The 20,029-nt window shown below is 64.7% G+C and carries 14 protein-coding genes; 2 read left to right on the forward strand and 12 right to left on the reverse strand.

What is annotated here, in order from left to right:
* Positions 1 to 11: 11 nt before the first annotated feature.
* The 8 genes from BLT71_RS19535 to BLT71_RS19570 form a co-directional block, all read right to left on the reverse strand.
* Positions 12 to 1,232 carry an FAD-dependent oxidoreductase gene (locus tag BLT71_RS19535; RefSeq protein WP_231994382.1) on the reverse strand — a complete coding sequence of 407 codons (1,221 nt, stop codon included), beginning with the start codon at positions 1,230 to 1,232 and terminating at the stop codon, positions 12 to 14.
* The gene (locus BLT71_RS19540) at positions 1,232 to 2,623 is read right to left on the reverse strand and encodes an FMN-binding glutamate synthase family protein (protein WP_197676722.1); all 1,392 of its coding nucleotides are present in this window, start codon (positions 2,621 to 2,623) and stop codon (positions 1,232 to 1,234) included. Before BLT71_RS19540 ends, BLT71_RS19535 begins: the two co-directional genes overlap by 1 nt.
* A gap of 9 nt (positions 2,624 to 2,632) precedes the next feature.
* Positions 2,633 to 3,355 (reverse strand): GltB/FmdC/FwdC-like GXGXG domain-containing protein, encoded by a 723-nt coding sequence (locus BLT71_RS19545; RefSeq protein ID WP_091723497.1) that lies wholly within the window; start codon positions 3,353 to 3,355, stop codon positions 2,633 to 2,635.
* The gene (locus BLT71_RS19550; RefSeq protein ID WP_091723498.1) at positions 3,343 to 4,263 is read right to left on the reverse strand and encodes a class II glutamine amidotransferase domain-containing protein; all 921 of its coding nucleotides are present in this window, start codon (positions 4,261 to 4,263) and stop codon (positions 3,343 to 3,345) included. Before BLT71_RS19550 ends, BLT71_RS19545 begins: the two co-directional genes overlap by 13 nt.
* Positions 4,264 to 4,320: 57 nt before the next feature.
* Positions 4,321 to 5,754, reverse strand: a complete 1,434-nt coding sequence (gene glnT, locus BLT71_RS19555) for a type III glutamate--ammonia ligase (RefSeq protein ID WP_197676723.1) — start codon at positions 5,752 to 5,754, stop codon at positions 4,321 to 4,323.
* A 430-nt stretch (positions 5,755 to 6,184) separates the two neighbouring features.
* Positions 6,185 to 8,368: a glycoside hydrolase family 3 N-terminal domain-containing protein gene (locus tag BLT71_RS19560; protein ID WP_091723500.1), complete on the reverse strand. Its 2,184-nt coding sequence runs from the start codon at positions 8,366 to 8,368 to the stop codon at positions 6,185 to 6,187.
* Between the two features lie 45 nt (positions 8,369 to 8,413).
* A complete protein-coding gene (locus BLT71_RS19565; RefSeq protein WP_091723502.1) occupies positions 8,414 to 8,806 on the reverse strand; it encodes a C-glycoside deglycosidase beta subunit domain-containing protein in 393 nt (130 codons plus the stop codon).
* Entirely contained in the window at positions 8,796 to 9,836 is a 1,041-nt protein-coding gene (locus tag BLT71_RS19570) for a sugar phosphate isomerase/epimerase family protein (RefSeq protein WP_091723504.1), read from the reverse strand. Before BLT71_RS19570 ends, BLT71_RS19565 begins: the two co-directional genes overlap by 11 nt.
* Before the next feature lie 291 nt (positions 9,837 to 10,127).
* Between BLT71_RS19570 and BLT71_RS19575 the strand changes: the two genes are divergently transcribed.
* Positions 10,128 to 11,630 (forward strand): GMC oxidoreductase, encoded by a 1,503-nt coding sequence (locus tag BLT71_RS19575; RefSeq protein WP_322788303.1) that lies wholly within the window; start codon positions 10,128 to 10,130, stop codon positions 11,628 to 11,630.
* Positions 11,631 to 11,699: 69 nt separating this feature from the next.
* On the opposite strand, the gene BLT71_RS19580 is transcribed toward BLT71_RS19575, so the two are convergent.
* From BLT71_RS19580 to BLT71_RS19595, 4 genes are read right to left on the reverse strand one after another with little or no spacing between them, the layout of a single operon-like run.
* Positions 11,700 to 13,235: a family 43 glycosylhydrolase gene (locus tag BLT71_RS19580; protein WP_091723507.1), complete on the reverse strand. Its 1,536-nt coding sequence runs from the start codon at positions 13,233 to 13,235 to the stop codon at positions 11,700 to 11,702.
* Positions 13,232 to 14,068 carry a carbohydrate ABC transporter permease gene (locus BLT71_RS19585; RefSeq protein WP_091723508.1) on the reverse strand — a complete coding sequence of 279 codons (837 nt, stop codon included), beginning with the start codon at positions 14,066 to 14,068 and terminating at the stop codon, positions 13,232 to 13,234. Before BLT71_RS19585 ends, BLT71_RS19580 begins: the two co-directional genes overlap by 4 nt.
* 6 nt (positions 14,069 to 14,074) lie before the next feature.
* Complete coding sequence (locus tag BLT71_RS19590) at positions 14,075 to 15,034, reverse strand: carbohydrate ABC transporter permease (RefSeq protein ID WP_091723510.1); 960 nt, start codon at positions 15,032 to 15,034, stop codon at positions 14,075 to 14,077.
* A 34-nt stretch (positions 15,035 to 15,068) separates the two neighbouring features.
* Entirely contained in the window at positions 15,069 to 16,391 is a 1,323-nt protein-coding gene (locus BLT71_RS19595) for an ABC transporter substrate-binding protein (RefSeq protein WP_157693513.1), read from the reverse strand.
* Positions 16,392 to 16,663: 272 nt separating this feature from the next.
* On the opposite strand from BLT71_RS19595, the gene BLT71_RS19600 reads away from it, so the two are divergent.
* The gene (locus BLT71_RS19600) at positions 16,664 to 19,963 is read left to right on the forward strand and encodes a glycosyl hydrolase (protein WP_197676724.1); all 3,300 of its coding nucleotides are present in this window, start codon (positions 16,664 to 16,666) and stop codon (positions 19,961 to 19,963) included.
* Positions 19,964 to 20,029: the final 66 nt, after the last annotated feature.

A 20,029-nucleotide genomic window follows, 5' to 3' on the forward strand; every position in this document is an offset into this window, starting at 1 on the left:
GGGGATCCGTTCTACGTGGTGAGTGCTGGCAAGGTGGCGCCGCGGAACCGGTCCGGGACGGCCCCTGCGCCGGTGGCCAGATCGGCTGCCCACTGTCCGATCAGCGGGGCGAATTTGGCGCCGTGCCCGGAGCAGGGCGAGACGACGGTGAGGTTGTCCGCCCGGTCGATGAGGAAGTCCTCGGTGGGGGTGTTGGTGAACAGGCAGGTGGTTTCGGCGTACGGCTCGGGGTCCAAGCCGGGCAGGTAACGGCTGACGTAGTCCACCACGCGGGTGCGGTTGGCGGGGTCCACCCGGCCGGTCTGGTCTGCGGCCGACGGGATCAGCGGTCCGCCGTTGTATTCGGCCACCTTCTGGCCGGCGAATCCGGCGTCGCGGCCACCGGGGAGCCCGTAGGCCTGGATGTCCGCGGCCTTGTGGATGAAGGTGGGCCAGTTGGTGGCGGAAAAACCGAAGTCCTCCCGGTACCTGAAGTGGAAGGCCTGCTCCTGGCGGACCGTGAATTCCGGCAGGCCGGCGAGGAACCCGGCCGGCAGCGGCAGGGAGTCAAGCAGCCGTGGCAGCCAGCCGCCGGCGCTGATCACCACGTTGCCGGCGTCGAGCGTTCCACCCGTGGCGGAGTGCAGCCGGTACACGGCGCCGGGACCGCTGCCCAGGCGTTCCACCCGTTCCAGGGTCCAGCCGGTCAACACCCGGGCACCGTGCCGGACCGCGAGCGCCACCATCGCGTTGACCGAGGTTTCGGCGTCGATCACGCCCGCGCCGGGGTGCCAGAGGACCTCGGTATCGAACGCGATCTGCGGCCAGCGGCTGCGCGCTTCAGCGGCGGAGAGCAGCTCGTGGTCGATCCCGGCCCCGGCCAGGACGCCGGCCAGCAGTGCCGGCTGCCGCGTGGGGCCGTAGTCCACCGCCCCGAAGGGTGTGATCAGTTCGGTTCCCGTCTCGGCGGCCAGCCCGTCCCAGAGTGCTTTCGAGTCCAGCACGGCGTGCGTGTAGAACGGGTCCGGGTAGGCATAGCGGAAGATCCGGGCGGAGCCGTGGGAGCTGGCATCATGGGCAGCCGGAACGTCACGCTCCAGCAGCGTGACCTGGTGCCCGCGGGCGGCCAGCTGCCAGGCAGTGGCGGCACCGGCCAGGCCGGCGCCAACCACCACATAGTCCGACAGGCCGGGCGCCTCGCCGGCAAACCCGGCGGGGTCACCGGATGGGCCGCCAGTGGCTCCGCCTGCCATCAGAAGTTTCCCTGCACGCCGGGAATCCAGCTGGTGCCGGCCAGCGGCACGCGGGCCATGGCGGAGGCCTCGATGGTCAATGCCACCAGGTCCTCGGGTTCCAGGTTGTGCAGGTGGGACTTGCCGCAGGCGCGGGCGATGGTCTGGGCTTCCATGGTGAGGACGCGGAGGTAGTTGGCCAGCCGCTTTCCGGCGGCCACCGGGTCCAGCCGGGACGAGAGCTCCGGGTCCTGGGTGGTGATGCCGGCGGGGTCGCGGCCGTCCTGGAAGTCGTCATAGAACCCGGCGGCGGAGCACAACCGGGCGTATTCGGCGGCGTAGCGGGGATCGTTGTCGCCCAGGGCGATCAGGGCGGCGGTGCCGATGGCCACGGCGTCCGCGCCCAGGGCCATGGCCTTGGCGACGTCGGCGCCGGTGCGGATGCCGCCGGAGACGATCAGCTGGACCTTGCGGTGCATGCCGAGTTCCTGCAGCGCCTGGACGGACTGCGGGATGGCGGCGAGGGTGGGGATGCCGACGTTTTCGATGAACACCTGCTGCGTTGCGGCGGTGCCGCCCTGCATGCCGTCGAGGACCACCACGTCAGCGCCGGATTTCACGGCGAGCGCGGTGTCGTAATACGGCCGGGATGCGCCGATCTTGACGTAGATGGGGGTCTTCCAGTCGGTGATTTCGCGCAGCTCGCCGATCTTGATTTCGAGGTCGTCCGGGCCGGTCCAGTCCGGGTGGCGGCTGGCGGAGCGCTGGTCGATGCCCACGGGCAGGGTGCGCATCCCGGCCACCCGTTCGGTGATCTTCTGGCCGAGGAGCATGCCGCCGCCGCCGGGTTTGGCGCCCTGGCCCAGCACGATCTCGATGGCGTCGGCCTTCCGGAGGTCGTCCGGGTTCATGCCGTAGCGGGATGGCAGGTACTGGTACACCAGGTGCTTGGACTGGCCGCGCTCCTCAGGCGTCATGCCGCCGTCGCCCGTGGTGGTGGAGGTGCCCACCTCGCTGGCGCCGCGGCCCAGCGCTTCCTTGGCGTTGGCGGACAGGGCGCCGAAGCTCATGCCGGCGATGGTCACCGGGGTCTGCAGGTGCAGCGGGCGTGACGCGTGCCGGTCTCCGAGGACGACGTCGGTATCGCACTTTTCGCGGTAGCCCTCCAGCGGGTAGCGGGACATCGAGGCGCCGAGGAAGAGCAGGTCGTCGAAGTGCGGGACCTTGCGCTTGGCGCCCCAGCCGCGGATGTCGTAGACGCCGGTGGCAGCGGCGCGCTGGATGTCGGCGATGGTGGCGCGGTCAAAGGTGGCGGACTCGCGGAGACCGAGCTCAGCGATATCCGAAGCTGGGACGTTGGCGGCGGCGCCTGCGGGGCCCTGCGCGGGTGCGGGGAGGGAGGTAATGGTCACGGGGGCCTCCTAGTAGGCGGTCGAGTTGTCGACGTGGAAGTGGTAGAGGTTCCGGGCGGAGCCGTAGCGTTTGAAATCGGCCGGGTTGTCGGTGCGGCCGGCGGCTTCGAGGAGTTCGGCGAGTTCTGCGAGATGTTCTTCGCGGACCGGCTTTTCGATGCAGTCGGCACCCAGGGAGGCTACGACGCCCTTGACGTAAATCCGGGCCTCGTAGATCGAGTCACCCAGGGCATCGCCGGCGTCGCCGCAGACCACCAGGCGGCCGGCCTGGGCCATGAATGCGGACATGTGGCCGATGTTGCCGCCCACCACGATGTCCACGCCCTTCATCGAGATGCCGCAGCGTGCACCGGCGTTGCCGTCGATGACCACCAGGCCGCCGTGGCCGGTGGCGGCAGCGGACTGGGAGGCATCGCCCTGTACGTGGACCGTGCCGGACATGATGTTCTCGGCCAGCCCCACGCCGGCATTGCCGGTGACGGTGACGCTGCCCTTCTGGTGCATCCCGGCGGCGTAGTAACCGGCATGGCCTTCGATGGTCACGGTGACGTCGGCGTTGATGCCGACCGCGAGGCTGTGCTTGCCGCCCGGGTTAGTGATGGTCCAGGACTGGCCGTCCACGGCGTTGTGCAGGTCCTGGTTCAGGCTGCGGACCGGTGCATCGGCGAGGTCCACCACTGTGGGGGCCTCCAGTGCGGGAGCAGGTGCTTCGGGGGCTGTCAGAGTGACCATGTGTAGACCTTTCCGGGTTCCGGTTCAAAGATGCGGGCGTTGTCGATGCCGGGCAGGGCGGCCAGGGCGCGGTATTCGGAGGCCATGGCCACGTAGTCATCGGTTTCGGCGATGATGGCCGGCTTGCAGGCGATGGGGTCGCGGACCACTGCCATGCTGTCCGCAGTGGTAACCACAAGGGTGTAGAAGCCGTCCAGGACCTTGCCCAGGTTCACCAGTGCTTCCTCGAGGGTGTCGCCCTGTTTCAGCCGGGAGGCGACGTAGCGGGCGCCCACCTCGGTGTCGTTCTCGGAGTCGAACACCACGCCTTCACGCTTGAGGCTCCGGCGGACGGTGGCGTGGTTGGAGAAGGAGCCGTTGTGCACCAGGCAGAGATCGTCGGCCACGGAGAACGGGTGCGAGCCGCCCGCTGTGACGGCCGATTCGGTGGCCATCCGGGTGTGGGAAAGGCCCTGGCTGCCGGCCATCCCTTCCAGCCCGTGCTCGGCGGCGATCTCCATGGGGTGGCCCACGCTCTTCATCACCGCCACGTGCTCGCCCCGGCCAATGATGGTGGCGCCGGGCACGGTTTCAGTGACGGCCTTCACCAGCAGGTCCGTCCCGACGGCGGCGCTGACCAGGGTGGTGTCGCCCACCACCTGCACGGCTGCTGCCGCATCGGCTGGAAGCACGCCGGCGAGGAGCGCCGCGACGTCCGCGGTGAGTGCCGCCGTCGTAATCCCCTGGTCCCGGCCGAGAAGGCTCAGCGTGGAGGTGCCCGGGGAGACCAGGCCCGGCGTGTTGTAGACGGCGAGGCCGGCGGAGTCCGGGCCGCGGTCCACGATCTGGCAGAGCATCGAGGACAGCAGGCTGCCCATCTGGGGGTGCAGCGAGGGATTGCGCAGCTGCAGCGCGGCGATTCCGCACATGGAAAGTCCTTTGCTTGGGTTCTTGGTGGCGTGGTGGAGGGCTGGATCGGCGACTGGCTAGATCGACGTGAGGTAGGTCCGGATTTCCCAGTCGCTGACCTGGTTGTGCCAGCTGAGGAACTCGTCTTCCTTGGCGTCGGCGTAGTAGGCGCCGATGGCCGCGTCGCCGCTGAGGCTGGCCAGGATGACCGGATCCCTGCGGAGGGCTTCGACGGCGTGAAGCAGCGTGGCGGGCAGGAGGTGGGCGTCCGGCCTGGACTCCCCCGGGCCGGACGGCGTGCCCGGGTCGATCGACCTTTCCACCCCGTCCAGGCCTGCGGCAACCGTTGCAGCGATGGCCAGGTACGGGTTGGCGGACCCGTCGCCGGAGCGCAGTTCGATCCTCTTGTTGTCCGGCACGCGGATCATGTGGGTGCGGTCATTGCCGCCGTACGATGCCTTCCGCGGGGACCAGGTGGCGCCGGACGAGCTGGTGGTGGCTCCTGTGCGCTTGTAGGAATTCACCGTGGGGGCGAGGAAGGCCTGCAGCGCCGGCGCGTGGTCCAGGATCCCGCCGATGAACGAATAGGCGAGGCCGGACAGCCCCAGGCCGCGTCCGCCGTCGTCCGCTGTATCTCCCGCTCCCGGGAACAGTGCGTTGCTGTCCGACCATAGGGAGAGGTGGAAATGCAGGCCGGTGCCGGTGCGGTCCGTGAACGGCTTGGGCATGAAGGTGGCGGTCATGCCGCGCTGTTCGGCCAGGATGTTCAGGATGTAGCGGAGCGAGACCACGCGGTCGGCCGTAGTGAGGGCATCTGCGTAATTGAAGTTCTGCTCGAACTGGCCGGCGGCGTCCTCGTGGTCGTTGGCGTAGTTGCCCCAGCCGAGGCTGTTCATCGCCTCGGAGATGGCGGTCAGGTGTTCGTACATGCGCGTGACACCGCGGGCGTCGTAGCAGGGCCGGGGCGAATCGTCGCGGGCGTCGGCGGTGCTCAGCGTCCCGTCGTCGTTCCTGTTGACCAGGAAGTACTCCACCTCCGCACCCACCTTGGCCTGCATGCCCTGGTCCGCGAGGCGCCCCAGGGCGTTCTTGAGGATGACGCGCGGAGCGTAGGGCCAGGGCTTGCCGTTGACGTGCGGATCGCAGTGGATGATGGCCAGGCCCTCTTTGATGAAGGGTACGGGGGTGAAGGACGTGAGGTCCGGGACGGCGATGAGGTCCGCGTCCTGGGGCTTCTGGCCGATGAGGCCCGCGGCGTAGCCGGCGAAGCCCATGGCACCTTTTTCGAGTTCGCCGGCAGCTTCCACCGGGACCAGCTTGGCGCAGGGCTTGCCGGTCATGTCCACGAAGGTGGCCAGGAGGAAGCGGACGTTGTGGGCGCGGGCAATGTCCGCGAGGGAGATGGTGGGCGCGTCGGCGGGAGTTTCCGGGCGGGCTGCCAGCGGCTCTGTGCGTGCGGGAGTGGTGAACTCCCCCGCGGGGGTTACAGCAGGGGTTGCGACACTTGTCATCGAAACATTCCTGTCCGGGTTGGTGTTAGCTACTAGTAAACCTTGTTGCACCACAGTATCCAAGCACTCGTTTCATGCGTCGGGCGGTGAGGTTAACTCGACGTTTCTCCGGCCTCACGGTTTCGGCGGGCGCTTTCTCCTGGGCTTGTTCGTGGGCCCGAGCCTTCAAGGCTCAGATGTGCGAACAAGCCCGTGATTCGGGGCGGACGGCAAAACTTCCGGACGCAGAAAAGCGGCGGCCACCCGTGATGGGCGGCCGCCGCTGGGCGGTATTGGGGTGGCGACGTAGCCAAAGGTTCGCGCTGCCCCGCTCCAAACTGAGCTTCTGCGCCATGCCGGGTCCAATGTGCACCGACCGGCCGGCCCCGGATGAGGACCGCTCCCCTTACGCGCCTGAGCTTTAGCGGGCAGCGCAGGAGTCCGGCCTCGCTCAGGAGACGCGGAGCTCCACGACCTTTGCGTGGTCCAGGCCGCCGCCCACATGGATTTCGAAGGTACCGGCCTCCACAGCGTAGTGATCCTGGTTGTCCCAGAAACCGAGGTCCTTCCAGCCCAGCTCGAAAGTCAACGTTGTGGACTGGTCCGGGTTCAGGGTTGACCGGGTGAACGAGCGCAGCCGGCGGACGGGCTGGGCCAGCGACGCCACCAGGTCCCGAATGAACACCATCGTGACTTCGTCCCCTGCCACGGCCCCGGTGTTCGTGACGGAAACCGACACCTCAACTGATCCGCCGGCCCGGAGATCGTGCAGGGAAATACTGGCCGGGGTCACGCTGGGCCCGCCGTACTGGAAGGCGGTGTAGCTGAGCCCGTGCCCAAACGGGAACTGCGGTCCCAGTTCAAGGTCCCTGTACTTGGACGTGTAATGGTCATCCGTGTTGCCTGGACCCAGCAAGCCAACGTCGTGGGCGCCGCCGTCGACCGTTCCGGAAATCGTGGCCGGGCGCCCCGTGTTCTCGTGGTCGTAGTAGATGGGCACCTGGCTGGAAGACCTGGGGAACGTCATGGGCAACCGCCCACCCGGGTTCACTGCGCCACTCAGGGCACGGGCCACGGCACGCGGGCCTTCCAGCCCCGAGTGCCACGCCTCCAAAAGCGCCGGCACAGCATCGATCCAGGCGGCGGTCACCAATGGCCGCCCGTTGAACATGACAATGGCCGACGGCGTGCCCGTGGCAGCCACAGCAAGGATCAACTCTTCCTGGGCGCCGGGAAGCCGGAGGTCGCTGCGGGAGTTTGCCTCCCCTGACAGCGCCGAAGGTTCCCCGACCGCCACTAGAATCGCGTCGAAATCAGCGGCATCAGCCACGGCCTGGGCTATCGATCCGGGTGCATCACCAAAAAAGCCCGCGGCGTCCCGTACGGTCAGTTGCCATTCCGGGCATTCTTGCCGGATTGCGTCAGCCAAGGAACCGGCAGGTTCGGCAAAGGACTGGACCCAGGCACCGAGATGATCAGTGCTGTTGGCGTAAGGTCCCACAAGGAGTACCCGCTGGGGGGCCGGTCCGAGCGGCAGTACGGACTGGTTCTTGAGCAGGACCAGCCCCTTCTCCGCAGTGGCCAGTGCAGCCAACCGGCTGTCGGGGGACGGTAATGTCACCTCGTGCTCGGGGACCACGTAAGGATCCTCGAACAAGCCCAGCCCAAGTTTCAGGCGGAGAACGCGCCGGACGGCATCGTCCACGCGTGCCACCGGCACGTCGTCCGGCCCAAGGCGAGCGTCGCCGTCGGCCGTTGTGACGTTGCCGCCCATTTCAACGTCCAGGCCGGCCGCAAATGACTGTCTCAACGCATCATTGAGGTCTTCGGCAATGCCATGGTCCAGCAGATTAACCACGCCGTCCGCGTCACCCACCACAACACCCTCGAATCCAAACTCGTCCTTCAGGATGGAGGTCAGCAGGTGGTGGTTGGCGTGCGCCGGCCGCCCGGAAACTGTATTGAATGCGGCCATGACAGTGGCCACGCCGGCGTCGACAGCAGCCCTGAACGGGTCCAGGTAGACATTGCGGAGCCGCTGGCTGGAAACATCAACGGTGTTGTAGTCCCGCCCACCTTCCGCCTGGCCGTAGGCCACAAAGTGTTTGGCACACGCCAGTATGGAACCCGGATCACCCAGGGATTCCCCTTGGTAGCCGCGCACCTTCGCCGCTCCGAACACACTGTTGACGTAGGCGTCTTCACCGAAGCCTTCAACAACGCGGCCCCAGCGAGGATCCCGGGACACATCGATCATGGGCGAGAACGTCCAGTTGACTCCCCCGGAGGCCGCCTCCTGCGCTGTGACGCGGGCATCCACCTCTGCAGTGGCCGGATCAAAGCTGGCCGCCTGGGCGATAGGGACCGGAAAAGTTGTCCGCTGTCCGTGGATCACATCCAACCCCACCAGGAGCGGGATGCCATGGGGCGTTTCCTCGCGGGCGATCCGTTGCAGCTCATTGGTGGCAGCGGCACTGCGCGGCCAGAAGATGGCTCCGATCCCGCTGCGGACCAGCTCCGCAGCATCCTCCAGCCGCGGGCGGAAAGCTATTTGGAGCTGGGCGAGCTTCTGTTCCCACGTCATGGATTCCATGAGGTTTTCCACAAGCTCGTGGTGTACCGGCGCCAATGTCACCGTTGATCCTTTCGTTGATGGTGGACATTGCGCCGGCTACGGCGGTCAGTCCCGGAGGGTCAGTACCTTTTGATCGGCTCCACCGCCCGGAACGGGCATGTAGGAGATCCTCAACCGTTCGCGTACTGCCACGGCGTGCTCGCCCCGCCCCAGTCCGCCTGGCCTGTCCACGGCAACTGTTGCAATTTCGCCCATTTCCCAGCGGTCATCGAAGATCCCGGGGAGGTCTGCGAGTTTGTAGGTATTTCCGTGGACGGTGAGGGATACCGCGGAAGCCGGGGCTGTCTCGCCGTCGACGGTGACCTGCACGTCCTCCACCATGGAAAGCCCTAAACCGCGGTAGTACGGAAGCCGCACGCCAAGCTGGAAGCCTGTGACGTCGTCGCCCTTGACCACGTTGCGGAGGGTGTCCTCAACGATCATGTATTTATCGAACACTGTGACCTCCCTGGGCAGGGGCGCCTGCGGCGACCCCCGCGTCCTCACCGAGCAGACGCTCAAACATCCTGTGCTGCCGGCGGACCTGCTCTACGCTGTCCACCTCTAAAATGTCCTGGATATGCCTGTTGCCCTCGTACTCGCTGGAGAGGTAGCCGGTGTACCCGCCCTCAATCAGCACCGGGATGATCCTGTCGTAGGGAATGCTGTACTCCACGCCCTCATCCGTCATCTCATAGAACTTGGCCTGGATGTGGTGGATCAGCGGCATGTGCTCCAGCATCCCCCGCGGATCATTCCAGGTGAGGAAGGTGGAAAGACGGGCAATGCCCTGCTCCACCGGGTTGGCACCCATGTAGTTGAAGGTGTCCATGAGCCCGTGCACGTCCCCATGGTTGTTGTACGTTTCCACCGCGAGCTCCACAAAACGGGGCCGGGCTCCGTCGCGCAGCGCCCGGTCCGACATGACCCGGGGGAAACGTTCAACGAACGTACCCATGTCCGGCATGAAGCCCAGAGCCGGAGACTGCAAGCGGTGCATGACCTCCAAATGCCGGATCACCCAGGGGTGCTCGTAGTGGAAGGGCGCATGAACTTCCAGAAGCAGCTTCAGGCCCAGCTGCTCAGCGTAGGAGGCGCAGGCTTCCATGACCTCCGGCGGGGTGTTGATAATGGCTCGGACGTGCTTGGCGCCCATCCTCTTGGCGATGTCCAGGTCCTTGCGGACAGACTCCGTCATCTCATCCAAAGTCATGACCCGGCCGGGGTACCGCTTGGTATCCAGGAAAAGGTCCGTGGCCACCGTGGTGGTGCCGTACTTTTGCATCCAGCCGTCCCACGTGCGGTAGAAGGCTTCGCCGGGATCCGGGTATCCGGCCATGGACTGCTCGGGGATGACCTCGATCCCCAATGCCCCTATGGACGCGGCCTCGCTGACACAGTCCTCCAAGGACATCTTCTTCAGGAAGCACTCTTCCTGGTAACTGTAGAAACTGACTCCACGCTTGATCTGATGGGCGGTATCCAACACCCAGCTCCTCGTATTTGGCGCGCACTGAACGCGACATGTCGCACCGACCTACGACGGGCGTAGTCCAACGCTACTGGCGGCAGGCGGCAAATGGCAGTGGAAGCCGGATCAGGAACCCCGATGCCCTTCATCCACAGATCGAATGACCCGCAGGTGCTCCCGGGCACGTCCACCAGCTAGCGTTTCTACCAGGTGCTTGCATCGACAGGGCACGCAAACGTGCGCTGATGCTCCCGGGCACCGTGCTGCAGGTTCACACGCCGGGCACTGAGTGATCCGTGAAGGATTCCCGTGAAAACCCCAAACCCTATGTACGACGTCGTCATTGTTGGCAGTGGACCCACTGGCGCCGCCTACGCCCGAATTCTCCATGACGAGGCTCCCCGGCTGCGGGTCCTCATGGTCGAAGCCGGCCCATCGCTGTCCGAACAACCAGGCCTGCACGTCAAGAACCTGCCGGATCCGCAGGCAAGGGCTGCCGCCCAGCTGGCATCACAAGGTCCGGTCACGTCTCTCAGCCCGGAGTCCCCGGTCCCCGGGCCGGGGCGGCCGGGGACTTTCCTGCTGCGTCCGGACGAGCTCGCTCCCCGCGCCGGGATGCCGGCCGCCGCGATGTCCAGCAACGTTGGTGGCATGGGTGCCCACTGGACCTGCGCCTGCCCCCGGCCAGGAGCATCGGAGCGCATCTCCTTCCTGGACGACGGCACGCTGGATGCAGCACTGGCTGAGGCTGAGCGGCTCCTGTCCGTTACGTCCGGAGCATTCGTTGACGCACCCTTCTCCGGTGAAGTCCGGCGGCTGCTTGAGCATGCTTTTGACCGCACCGGTGCGGCGGCAATCCAGCCCATGCCGCTTGCCGTGCAAAAGCATCCGGATGGCACCGTCACGTGGTCCGGGACGGACGTCGTCCTTGGTCCGTTGGCTGACCCCACCACGCGCGGCGAGACCTTCGAGCTCCGTGACCAGACGCTGTGCCAAAGGGTAACGCTCGACGCCGGACGGGTCACCGGAGTGGAACTTAGAGACCTCGCCACCGGGGCAGTCTCCCTGGCTCACGCACCCGCGGTGGTGGTGGCCGCCGATGCCCTCCGCACGCCGCAGCTCTTGTTCGCCTCGGGGGTGCGGCCGCGGGCACTGGGCCGGTACTTGAACGACCAGCCGCAGGTCATCAGCGCTGTCCGCTTGCCGGCCGGTGTTGTGGCCGACGGAGTCAAGGATGCTGCCGCCGGAGCCGCACTGCACAGCGGTGTTTCCTGGGTTCCTTACACGGACGAGGAGCCTTTCCACGGCCAGGTGATGCAGCTCGACGCCTCGCCCGTACCGCTGGCTGAAGACGATCCAGTGGTGCCCGGATCGGTAATTGGCCTGGGCTGGTTCTGCGCCACCGAAACCGTGGAAGAGAACAGGGTGGAATTCGACGAGTCAAGCCTAGACCACTACGGAATGCCGCGCATGACCATCAACTACAACCTCACCTGGAAAGACCTGAGGGTCATTGATGACGCCAAGGACGCAGTGACCCGGGCCGGCAAAGCCCTGGGCACCTTCCTGGACGACAGGCCACCATTCCTCCTCCCCGCCGGCTCGTCGCTCCACTACCAGGGCTCGGTCCGGATGGGGCAGCACGACGACGGCCGCTCCGTATGCGGTCCGGATAGCCAGGTGTGGGGTACTGAGGGGCTCTATGTGGCCGGCAACGGCGTGATCCCCACATCCACCGCCAGCAATCCAACGCTGACTTCCGTGGCCCTCGCGGTCCTCGGAGCCCGGGCAATAGCCCGGAGCATGAAGTAAAAAGGAACCCAAAAGGGCTGGTCCACCATGGTGGTGGACCAGCCCTTTTTGTGACTCCGTGGTGGAGCGTCAGTCCTCCAGTGCCCGGTACCGGAAGTTCCTGAAGCGCACCTGGCCGGAGCCTGTCGCGAACAAGGCCGGCCGCAGGCTCAGAAGCTCGCCGGCCGTGTTGGTGTTGTAGCCAGACATCTCGTACCGCAGCCCGTGGCGGGTCCAGTTGACCCCATCGGTGCTGTAGTACTGAGTGACGATGTGCGCATCGCTGACAATGCGGAAGTGGATGGTTGATGCCGCCGGTGCCGGCTCCCGCCAGTAAGGAATGTTCTTTCCGGCACGATAGCTCCGGAGCCGCTCCCCGTCATGGCCCATCCCGCAGAACAGCCGGTCACTGTAATAGAGCAGCAGCCCGCCCTCGGCACCACCGGAGAATTCCGCTTCAACGGTGACCTCGTAGCGTTTGTCCCCCACGATGCATGTCAGCGGCGAACTTTCGGAGGGGTCTTTGCCGCTGGCCGTGAGAACCAGGCCTTCGTCCAATGAAACCCGCGAATACTCGTCTTTGCCAGGAGCATGGAAGGACCACTGAATGCCGAAGCGGTCCGCTGCGAAATCGTCCGAAAGCTGTATTCCGTGGCTGGTTCCTCCCGCGGCCGAAACGCCTGGAACAGGCGCCGGCAACGGCTGGGAGAGATCCCCACCCGCCGCCCGGGGCCAACCGTCGCTGTCCCATTCGATGGGCTCCACCAGAGTTTGGCGGCCCAGAGTGGTGAAGCCGTTTTCATAGGCGTGGTAAATACTCCACCATTGGCCGCTCGGGCCCTCAAAAATCGTGGCGTGCCCCTTGCTCCACCATGGTTCCGAGGCATCCCAGGTACGGATGATGGGGTTGGCAGGGCAGTCTTCCCAAGGTCCGTGAACCGAACGCGAGCGGGCTACGGTGACCATATGACCTGTGGGCGGACCGGAGGTGCCGCCCACCGCCGTCGTCAGGTAATACCATCCGCCGCGCTTGGTGAGTTTGGGTCCTTCCAGGGCGTAAGCCTCAGTCACCCAATCATCCGGGTAGCGCCAGCCGTCGTAGACATGCTCCAGGGGTCCGTCAGTGGACAAACCGTCCGGACTCAGGCGGACACGGCTGACTCCACTCAGGAACAGGTAGCGGTTGCCGTCCTCGCCCACCACATGGCCGGGATCGATATGTCCGTTGATACCCAGATTGACTGGCTCACTCCATGGTCCGGCCATGGATTCGGCGTGAATGACGTAGATCTGGGCTGGAGCCCCCGGATCAGGCGACACGGAGGTGGGAATAACGGGAACGTAGATGTAGTACCGGCCATCAACCTTGCACATGTCGGCTGCAAAGACGTTGCCGATGGGGGTGGGCAACGCCGGGCCCAGGGGACGCCAGTTAAGGAGATCCGTGGAGTGCCAGATGATCAGCCCGGGAGTGGACTCAAACGACGAAAAAGTTACGTAGTAGTCGTCACCGTCCCGGAGGATGGTGGGGTCCGGGTGGTCTCCCGCGAAAACCGGGTTGATGTAGGTACCGTCTCCCAGATCTGCGCGACGTTGACCCTCCGTGAGGACTACAAGCGAGCTCAAGATTTAACGCCTCCTGTGAAGCCTTGGATGAACTGTTTCTGTGCCACCAGGAAGAACGCCAGGATGGGGATCATGGAGATGATAATCGCCGCGAAAATCACGTTCCACTGGGAAACGCTCTCGCCGACGAAGTTGTAGATCACCACCGGCAGCGTGACCGCATCAGAACCGTTAAGGAAGATCAGGCCCGTGAAAAAGTCGTTCCAGACGATGAGTCCCGTGAAGATCGCCACCGTACCCGTAGCGGGAGAAAGCAGGGGAAAGATGATCTTCCGGAAGACCGTGAACCGGGAGGCACCATCGATCTGAGCGGCTTCCTCGTAATCCCGGGCGATGCCGTTGGTGAAGCCCATGTACAGGAAGATGGAGATGGGCAGCAGCGCACCGGCATACATGATGATGGTGCCGGCGTGCGTACCCACGAGGCCAACGTTCCGCATGCCCACATAGATGGGGATGATGGCGGCCTGGGCGGGCAAAACCATGGTGACCAGGATGAGTCCCATGGCAGCTTTGCTGAGCTTGCCGGTCCGGCGGCTCAGTGTGTAGGCCGAGATGGATCCTACAGCCACCAGTATCAGCACGCTTCCTGCCGTGATGATGATGCTGTTGAGCATTCCATCCATCAACGTCGCCTGGCGGCCGCCGCGGATGGCTTGGCCAAAAGCATCCAGGGTGGGGTTGGTGACCAGCTGCATGGCGGACGTTGTAAGGGCGTCGTTGCCGTTCTTCAATGACAGGTTGATAAGGAAGTAGAACGGCAACAGGAAGATCAGGGCAACCAGGATCAGCAGCGCCTCACGGAGCAAGGTCTTCTTCGTATAACGGAACATGATCGGCTAACCTCTGGAACTCGAACGGAGGAGGAGGCGCTGGGCCACCGTCAGGATGATGATGATCAAGGACATGACCAACGCCAGTGCGGCACCGAAGCCGAAACGTCCAAGCACAAAGGTCTCTTTGTAGATGGTGACGGCAAGCGTTTCAGATGCACCGTAGGGTCCGCCACCGGTCAGGGCCTGGATCTGGTCAAAGACACGCAGTCCGTTGATCAGCATGAGCGTCATGGCAATCACCACTGACGGCATGATGGCCGGGAGGACCACGTAGTTGAACCTCTGCCACAGGCTGGCTCCGTCGAGCGAGGCCGCCTCTTCGAGCTCCGGGGAAACCGTTGCCAGGCCGGCCAGGTACATGACCATCACAAGACCAACGTTCTGCCAGACCATCACAATGATGATTGCAGGCAGCACCGTTGATGGATCGCCCAGCCATGTCCGCTTCAACGACTCAAGTCCGATGGAGCCCAGGAACTCGTTCAAAGGGCCGCTCTGCTCGAAGATGAACTTCCAGATGTAGGACGTTGCCAGCGAGCTGAGCACCACGGGAGCGAAGATCAAGGTGCGGATGACATTGCGGGACTTAACTGTCCGGTTAAGGCCGAGTGCAAGCAACAAGCCGAGGACGTTCGTCAGCACCACAAAAGAAATACCAATAATGAACGTGTTGATGAGGGCTGTGGTGGTGGGGCCGCCCTCGGCTATTGCCGCGAAGTTGTCCCAGCCGACAAACTGCCACTTTCCCAGGCCTTTCCAGTTGGTGAAGGCAAAGAATGCACCAATGGCGCTGGGGGCGTAGTGGATGAGCACCAGGGCAAGGAGTGCAGGGGTGAACCACCACCACGTTGCGAAGCGACGCTCGGTGGCCCGGTCACCTTGGCGCCCGTTCTTTTTGCTGGGGCGGGGCTGGCGCCCGGAGACCCGGGCGCCCTCCGCTTTCTGCTCAAGTTGTGCGGTCATGGGAAGTTCTTCCAATCAGGGTTGACGCCGTGGGCTAGGCGCCGCGGTCGTACTGCTCGTCCATGGTCTTCAGAACCTGGTCAGGAGTTGCCTGCCCGGTCAAAAGTCCCTGGATACCGGTGCCGAGCGAGTCGTACACGCCGCTGTTGGGCCAGAGGTAGTTGGGCTGGGAAACGATCTTCTTCTCGGGCTCTGAGAAGTACGGTTCCAACAAGGGGAACTGCTCAGGAACCGTACTGGATATTGCCGAGGTGACGGATACGTTTCCATTGGCCTTGGCCAAGGCATCCTGATTGGCTGGCTGGGCCAGGAACTCAAGGAACTTCAGGGTGGAACCCTTGTGCTTGCCGGCAGCGTTGACTGCCAGGGCGTTGCCGGGGCTTGCGATCAGCCGGCTGTCCTCAGCCTTCTCACCCGGAAGAACAGCTACGTCGAAAGAACCGTCCTTGACCTGGGCCCTGAGTGCAGCAACAGCACCTGCCGGAGCAAATGCGGCGGCCACTTTCCCTTGGGCCACTGACGGGAAGAGCTGGTCAAAGCCGGCACCTGCGGCGCCGTCCTGGTAGCAACCGGCATCCTTGAACTTCAGGATCTGCTCCAGCACCTTCTTCCAGTCAGAGTCAGCGAAGGTGGTCTCCTTATTGGCGCGCTTGGCGTCCCACTGCGGATCCTTGGCATAAACAAGGGAGGCTGCCAGCTGCATCGCCTGGAGACCGGTGTTGGCGCCCGAGGTTCCCGCTACCGCGAAGTACGACTTGCCAGCTGCCCGTGCGGTCTTGCACTGGGTGACCAGTTCATCCAAGGTGGAGGGTTCCTGAAGGCCAAGCTCCTTCAAAACGCCCGTGTTCTGCAGCATGGTGATGGGTGCGAGGTCGGCCGGAACCGCAAAGACCTTGTCCTCGTCGTAGTACAGGTTCTTGGCGGAAGCGGGAATCGCATCCGCTGCCCATTTCTGGTCCGTCAGGTCCTGCAGGTAGCCTGCCTCGGCCAGGGACGCGAAGGACTGGTTGTTACCGCGGCCCGCCGTGACGTAGAAGAGGTCCGGCGCGTTGCCTGCCTGAAGCTGGGTGCGCATGGTCTGCCCGTGCTGGTCGTTGGGTGACTCCACCAGCTTCACCGTGATGTTCGGGTTCTTGGCCTTGAAGGCGTCGATCAGCGTCTGGTAGGGGTTCGCGGCGCCGCCGCCGGTGAAAGCCGGGGTTGCGAGGGTGATCTCAACCGGGCCCGTTTCTTCAGCGATGGGTGCGTTGCTGTTCGTGTCACCGCCACCGCAGGCGCTCAACGCCAGTGCGGTGACGGACGCCAGCGCTGCAACGGAGAGGAACCTCCGGCCAGCTGGGCTGGGTGCATTCTTCATAATGTGGCCTTTCATGACGTCGTTGTCCTGACCATCAAAAATGATCAGTGGATTCGAGCCTTGCGTCAGTTTGTGTTTCCTGGATCACAAGCTGGCTCCTGTCATTCAAGGTAGGGCAGGTCAGAGCGGCCATGGAAATAGTTATCGTCTATGCTCACCATCTTCTCTCTGCATGCCTGTTTCCTCCCACTGGCAAATAGCCGCGTTTAGGCTGAAACAGGATGCTCCGGTCCGAGCCGGTTCTTCACCCACCACCACCTAAGGATGTTTCCGTGAGCGACGACGCCACGCCTGCCCCGCCCGCTGCCGACCCCCTGTTCTCCGGCTTTGTGGATCCTCCCCGTTCTGCACGCCCCAGGGTGTGGTGGCACTGGATGGACGGGAACGTTGATCCAAAGGGGATCGTGAAAGACCTTGAATGGCTTGCAGCGTCTGGCGCCGGCGGGGTCCAGGCCTTCACAGGCTCCATGGGTATCCCCCAGTACACCCGGGAGCGCGTCTCTTTCCGTTCTCCGGCATGGCAGACGGCCATCTCCTGCGCGGCCTCCACGTCCGCAAGGCTGGGACTTGAACTGGCGGTGGCTACCTCGGCCGGTTGGAGCGCCACGGGAGGGCCCTGGGTGGCTCCGCACGCCGGTATGAAGAAACTCGTATGGAGCACCACCGCGGTGACCGCTGGCCAGCCGGACCTGCCGCGGTTGGCTGCACCGCCGTCGGCATCCGGCCCGTACCAGGACATCCCCTTCGGGGCGATCCGCAATGATCCCGTCGGCGTCCCGGACTTTTACGACGACGTGGCCGTGCTGGCTTTTCCCCGGCGGGACAGCCACTTTCCCCTGACGCCCGCGCGGATGAGTGCCAGTGGAACCGCGCCCGGAGATCGGACGCCGGACTCCTTGGCCGACGGAAGGTTCTGGCCAACTGCAACGGTTGACGCCGCTTCAGGCACCGCGTGGGTGACAGCTGAATTCGAGCAGCCAACGGCCGTTTCCTCAGTCCGGGTTGGCCTGCCTGCCTCGCGGGGTTTCGCTGCTGCTCCTGCACCAAAGGCGCACGTGGAAGCGAGCACTGACGGCAACACGTTCAGCAAGGTAGCCGATCTCCCGACATCTGGGTCGCCCGTCCGGTCCGCAAGTTTTCCCACGATCACAGCACGCTATTTCCGGCTTGTCCTGGAGACCGGGAAGGGCCGCCAATTCCCGTTGGCGCCAGGAATCAGGCCGCTGCCATTCGCACTTCCCGGGGACAATGAAACGTTCGGGATCTCTGCATTCCAGCTGTTCTCCGGTGCCCGGGTGGTCCGGTCCGAGGAAAAGGCCGGCTACGCTCCGGTACCCGACTTTTACGCGCTCGACGGCGATCCTTGCCAATCGTCGAGCGCCGTCCAGCCGCAGGACATCATCGATGTCACCGCGTTCCTCGGCGCCGACGGCGTGCTGGACTGGACACCGGACAGCGGGGAATGGACCCTCCTGCGATACGGCTATTCGCTGACAGGGCACCTCAACGCCCCCGCACCCATCGACGCCACCGGCCTGGAAGTGGACAAGCTGGACGCGGACTTGGTGGCCGGGTACTTCAGCGATTTCCTGGGTTTTTTCGAAGAGGCCCTGGGCAGCGGCTTGGACGGGGTGTCGGCGCTGCTCAGTGACAGCATCGAATCGGGCCCGCAGAACTGGACGGGTGCCATGCGCGCCGAGTTTAAGAAGCGGCGTGGTTACGATCTGCTGCCCTGGCTTCCAGCCGTCAGCGGCATCATTGTAGGCACCACCGAGCAGAGCGACGCCTTCCTGTGGGACTTCCGGACCACCATTTCGGAGCTCCTCGCCGAAAACCATTACGGAACAATCGCCGGAATTGCCCGGGAACGCGGACTGAAATACTACGCCGAGGCCCTCGAGGACCACCGCCCGCAACTTGGCGACGACATCGAAATGCGCTCTCACGCAGATGTTCCCATGGGTGCCATGTGGTGCTATGAGCCGGACGAAGGACCACAAGCCACCTACGTTGCCGATCTCCGGGGCGCCGCGTCCGTGACCCACATTTACGGAAAGGCTGCCACCGGGGCCGAGTCCATGAGCGCATTCGGCAAGCCCTTCAGCTTCACCCCGCGCACGCTCAAACCCATTGTGGACATGGAATTTGCCCTCGGGGTCAACCTCCTGAACATCCATACCTCACCCCATCAACCCGAAGCCGTCCCCAAGCCCGGGATCACGTTGTCCCCCTACCTGGGGCAATCCTTCACGCGCAACGAAACCTGGGCGCACGCGGCGAAGCCGTGGCTCGATTACCTTGGCCGGTGCAGCTACCTGCTGCAGCAAGGCACCTACGCCGCGAACATCGCCTACTTCTACGGTGAGGAAGCGCCCGTCACCGGTGTCTTCGGCGACGCCGCCCCGGAAGTCCCGGACGGCCACGGCTTCGATTTGATCAATCTGGACGGGCTGCAGAATCATCTCACCGTCAAGCCCGACGGCGGCCTGCTCACCACCGGCGGAACCGAATACCGCCTGCTGTATCTCGGGGGATCCAGCCACCGGATGACGCTTAAGGCCCTGCGGCGGCTTGCTGAGCTGCTGGACGCTGGTGCCCTTGTGGCCGGATGGCGTCCCGAACGTTCGCCCAGCCAGAGCGACGATCCCGCACAGTGGGCTGCCGCCGTCGAACACCTCTGGGGCAGACATCCCGGCTTGATTGACCTCGCCGGAGTGGCTGCGGCTGATGGTGTCACTACGGCACTAGCCCAGGCCGGGGTTGAGCCCAGCTGGATTTTGGAGGCGTCAGAGACGGCGAACCTCCCTGTCATCCACCGGGAGTTGCAGGACGCAGAACTGTTTTTCATCAGCAACCAACGGGAACAGGCCGAACAGATCAGCGCTTCCCTCAGGGGTGAGGGAACCGCAGCGGAGTTGTGGGACCCGGTGGCTGCTTCCCGGACGCCTCTCGCGGTCAGGACGGCGGCGGGAAGGACGGAAGTTGACCTGCACCTGGAACCATTCGGCTCGGCGTTCATCCTGCTGCGCAGGACCGGAGGTGGCACGGAGAGCACCCCTGATGCGCACTGCGACACCGCCGTCGCGCATGCGATGGAAGGTCCTTGGGAAGTGACCTTCCACGGCGATGGTCAGGATCCGTCCGGCCTCGTTTTGCCGGGCGCCGCACCGTGGGCCGGACCCGGAGCGGGCGCCCATGACGCCGACGTAACAGGCTTTTCGGGGACTGCAACGTACCGCCACGAGTTCTCAGCGGACGGGTTGGTGCCCACGCCGGGCAAGCGCCTGCTCCTGGACCTGGGCGGAGTGAATGACCTGGCAGAGGTAAGGGTCAATGGCAGTACCGTGGGCACTTTGTGGACCTATCCGTTCCGCCTTGACGTCACAGACGCGATCCGGGCCGGCTGCAATGTTGTGGAGATAGCCGTGACAAACACTTGGTGGAACAGGCTGGCCCGCGATGCCGCAGAGGGGAACCTCACCCGCCCTGCGGCATCCATCTTTGAACCGGACGCACCATCCATGCCGGCTGGCCTGCACGGCCCGGTGCAGTTGCTGGTCCTTGGGGACTGACCCGGAACGGCAGACGGGAACGCCCGTTACTCCGCCACAGACTGCGGTGGAGTAACGGGCGTTGCT

The organism is Pseudarthrobacter equi (genome assembly GCF_900105535.1).
Taxonomy (GTDB): Bacteria; Actinomycetota; Actinomycetes; order Actinomycetales; family Micrococcaceae; genus Arthrobacter; species Arthrobacter equi.

Excerpts from the sequence above, each read along its gene's own strand:
- BLT71_RS19535 (WP_231994382.1), bottom strand. The coding sequence starts at position 1,232 with ATGGCAGGCGGAGCCACTGGCGGCCCATCCGGTGACCCCGCCGGGTTT.
- BLT71_RS19545 (WP_091723497.1), bottom strand. The coding sequence starts at position 3,355 with ATGGTCACTCTGACAGCCCCCGAAGCACCTGCTCCCGCACTGGAGGCC.
- BLT71_RS19550 (WP_091723498.1), bottom strand. The coding sequence starts at position 4,263 with ATGTGCGGAATCGCCGCGCTGCAGCTGCGCAATCCCTCGCTGCACCCC.
- glnT (WP_197676723.1), bottom strand. The coding sequence starts at position 5,754 with ATGACAAGTGTCGCAACCCCTGCTGTAACCCCCGCGGGGGAGTTCACC.
- BLT71_RS19585 (WP_091723508.1), bottom strand. The coding sequence starts at position 14,068 with ATGTTCCGTTATACGAAGAAGACCTTGCTCCGTGAGGCGCTGCTGATC.
- BLT71_RS19590 (WP_091723510.1), bottom strand. The coding sequence starts at position 15,034 with ATGACCGCACAACTTGAGCAGAAAGCGGAGGGCGCCCGGGTCTCCGGG.
- BLT71_RS19595 (WP_157693513.1), bottom strand. The coding sequence starts at position 16,391 with ATGAAGAATGCACCCAGCCCAGCTGGCCGGAGGTTCCTCTCCGTTGCA.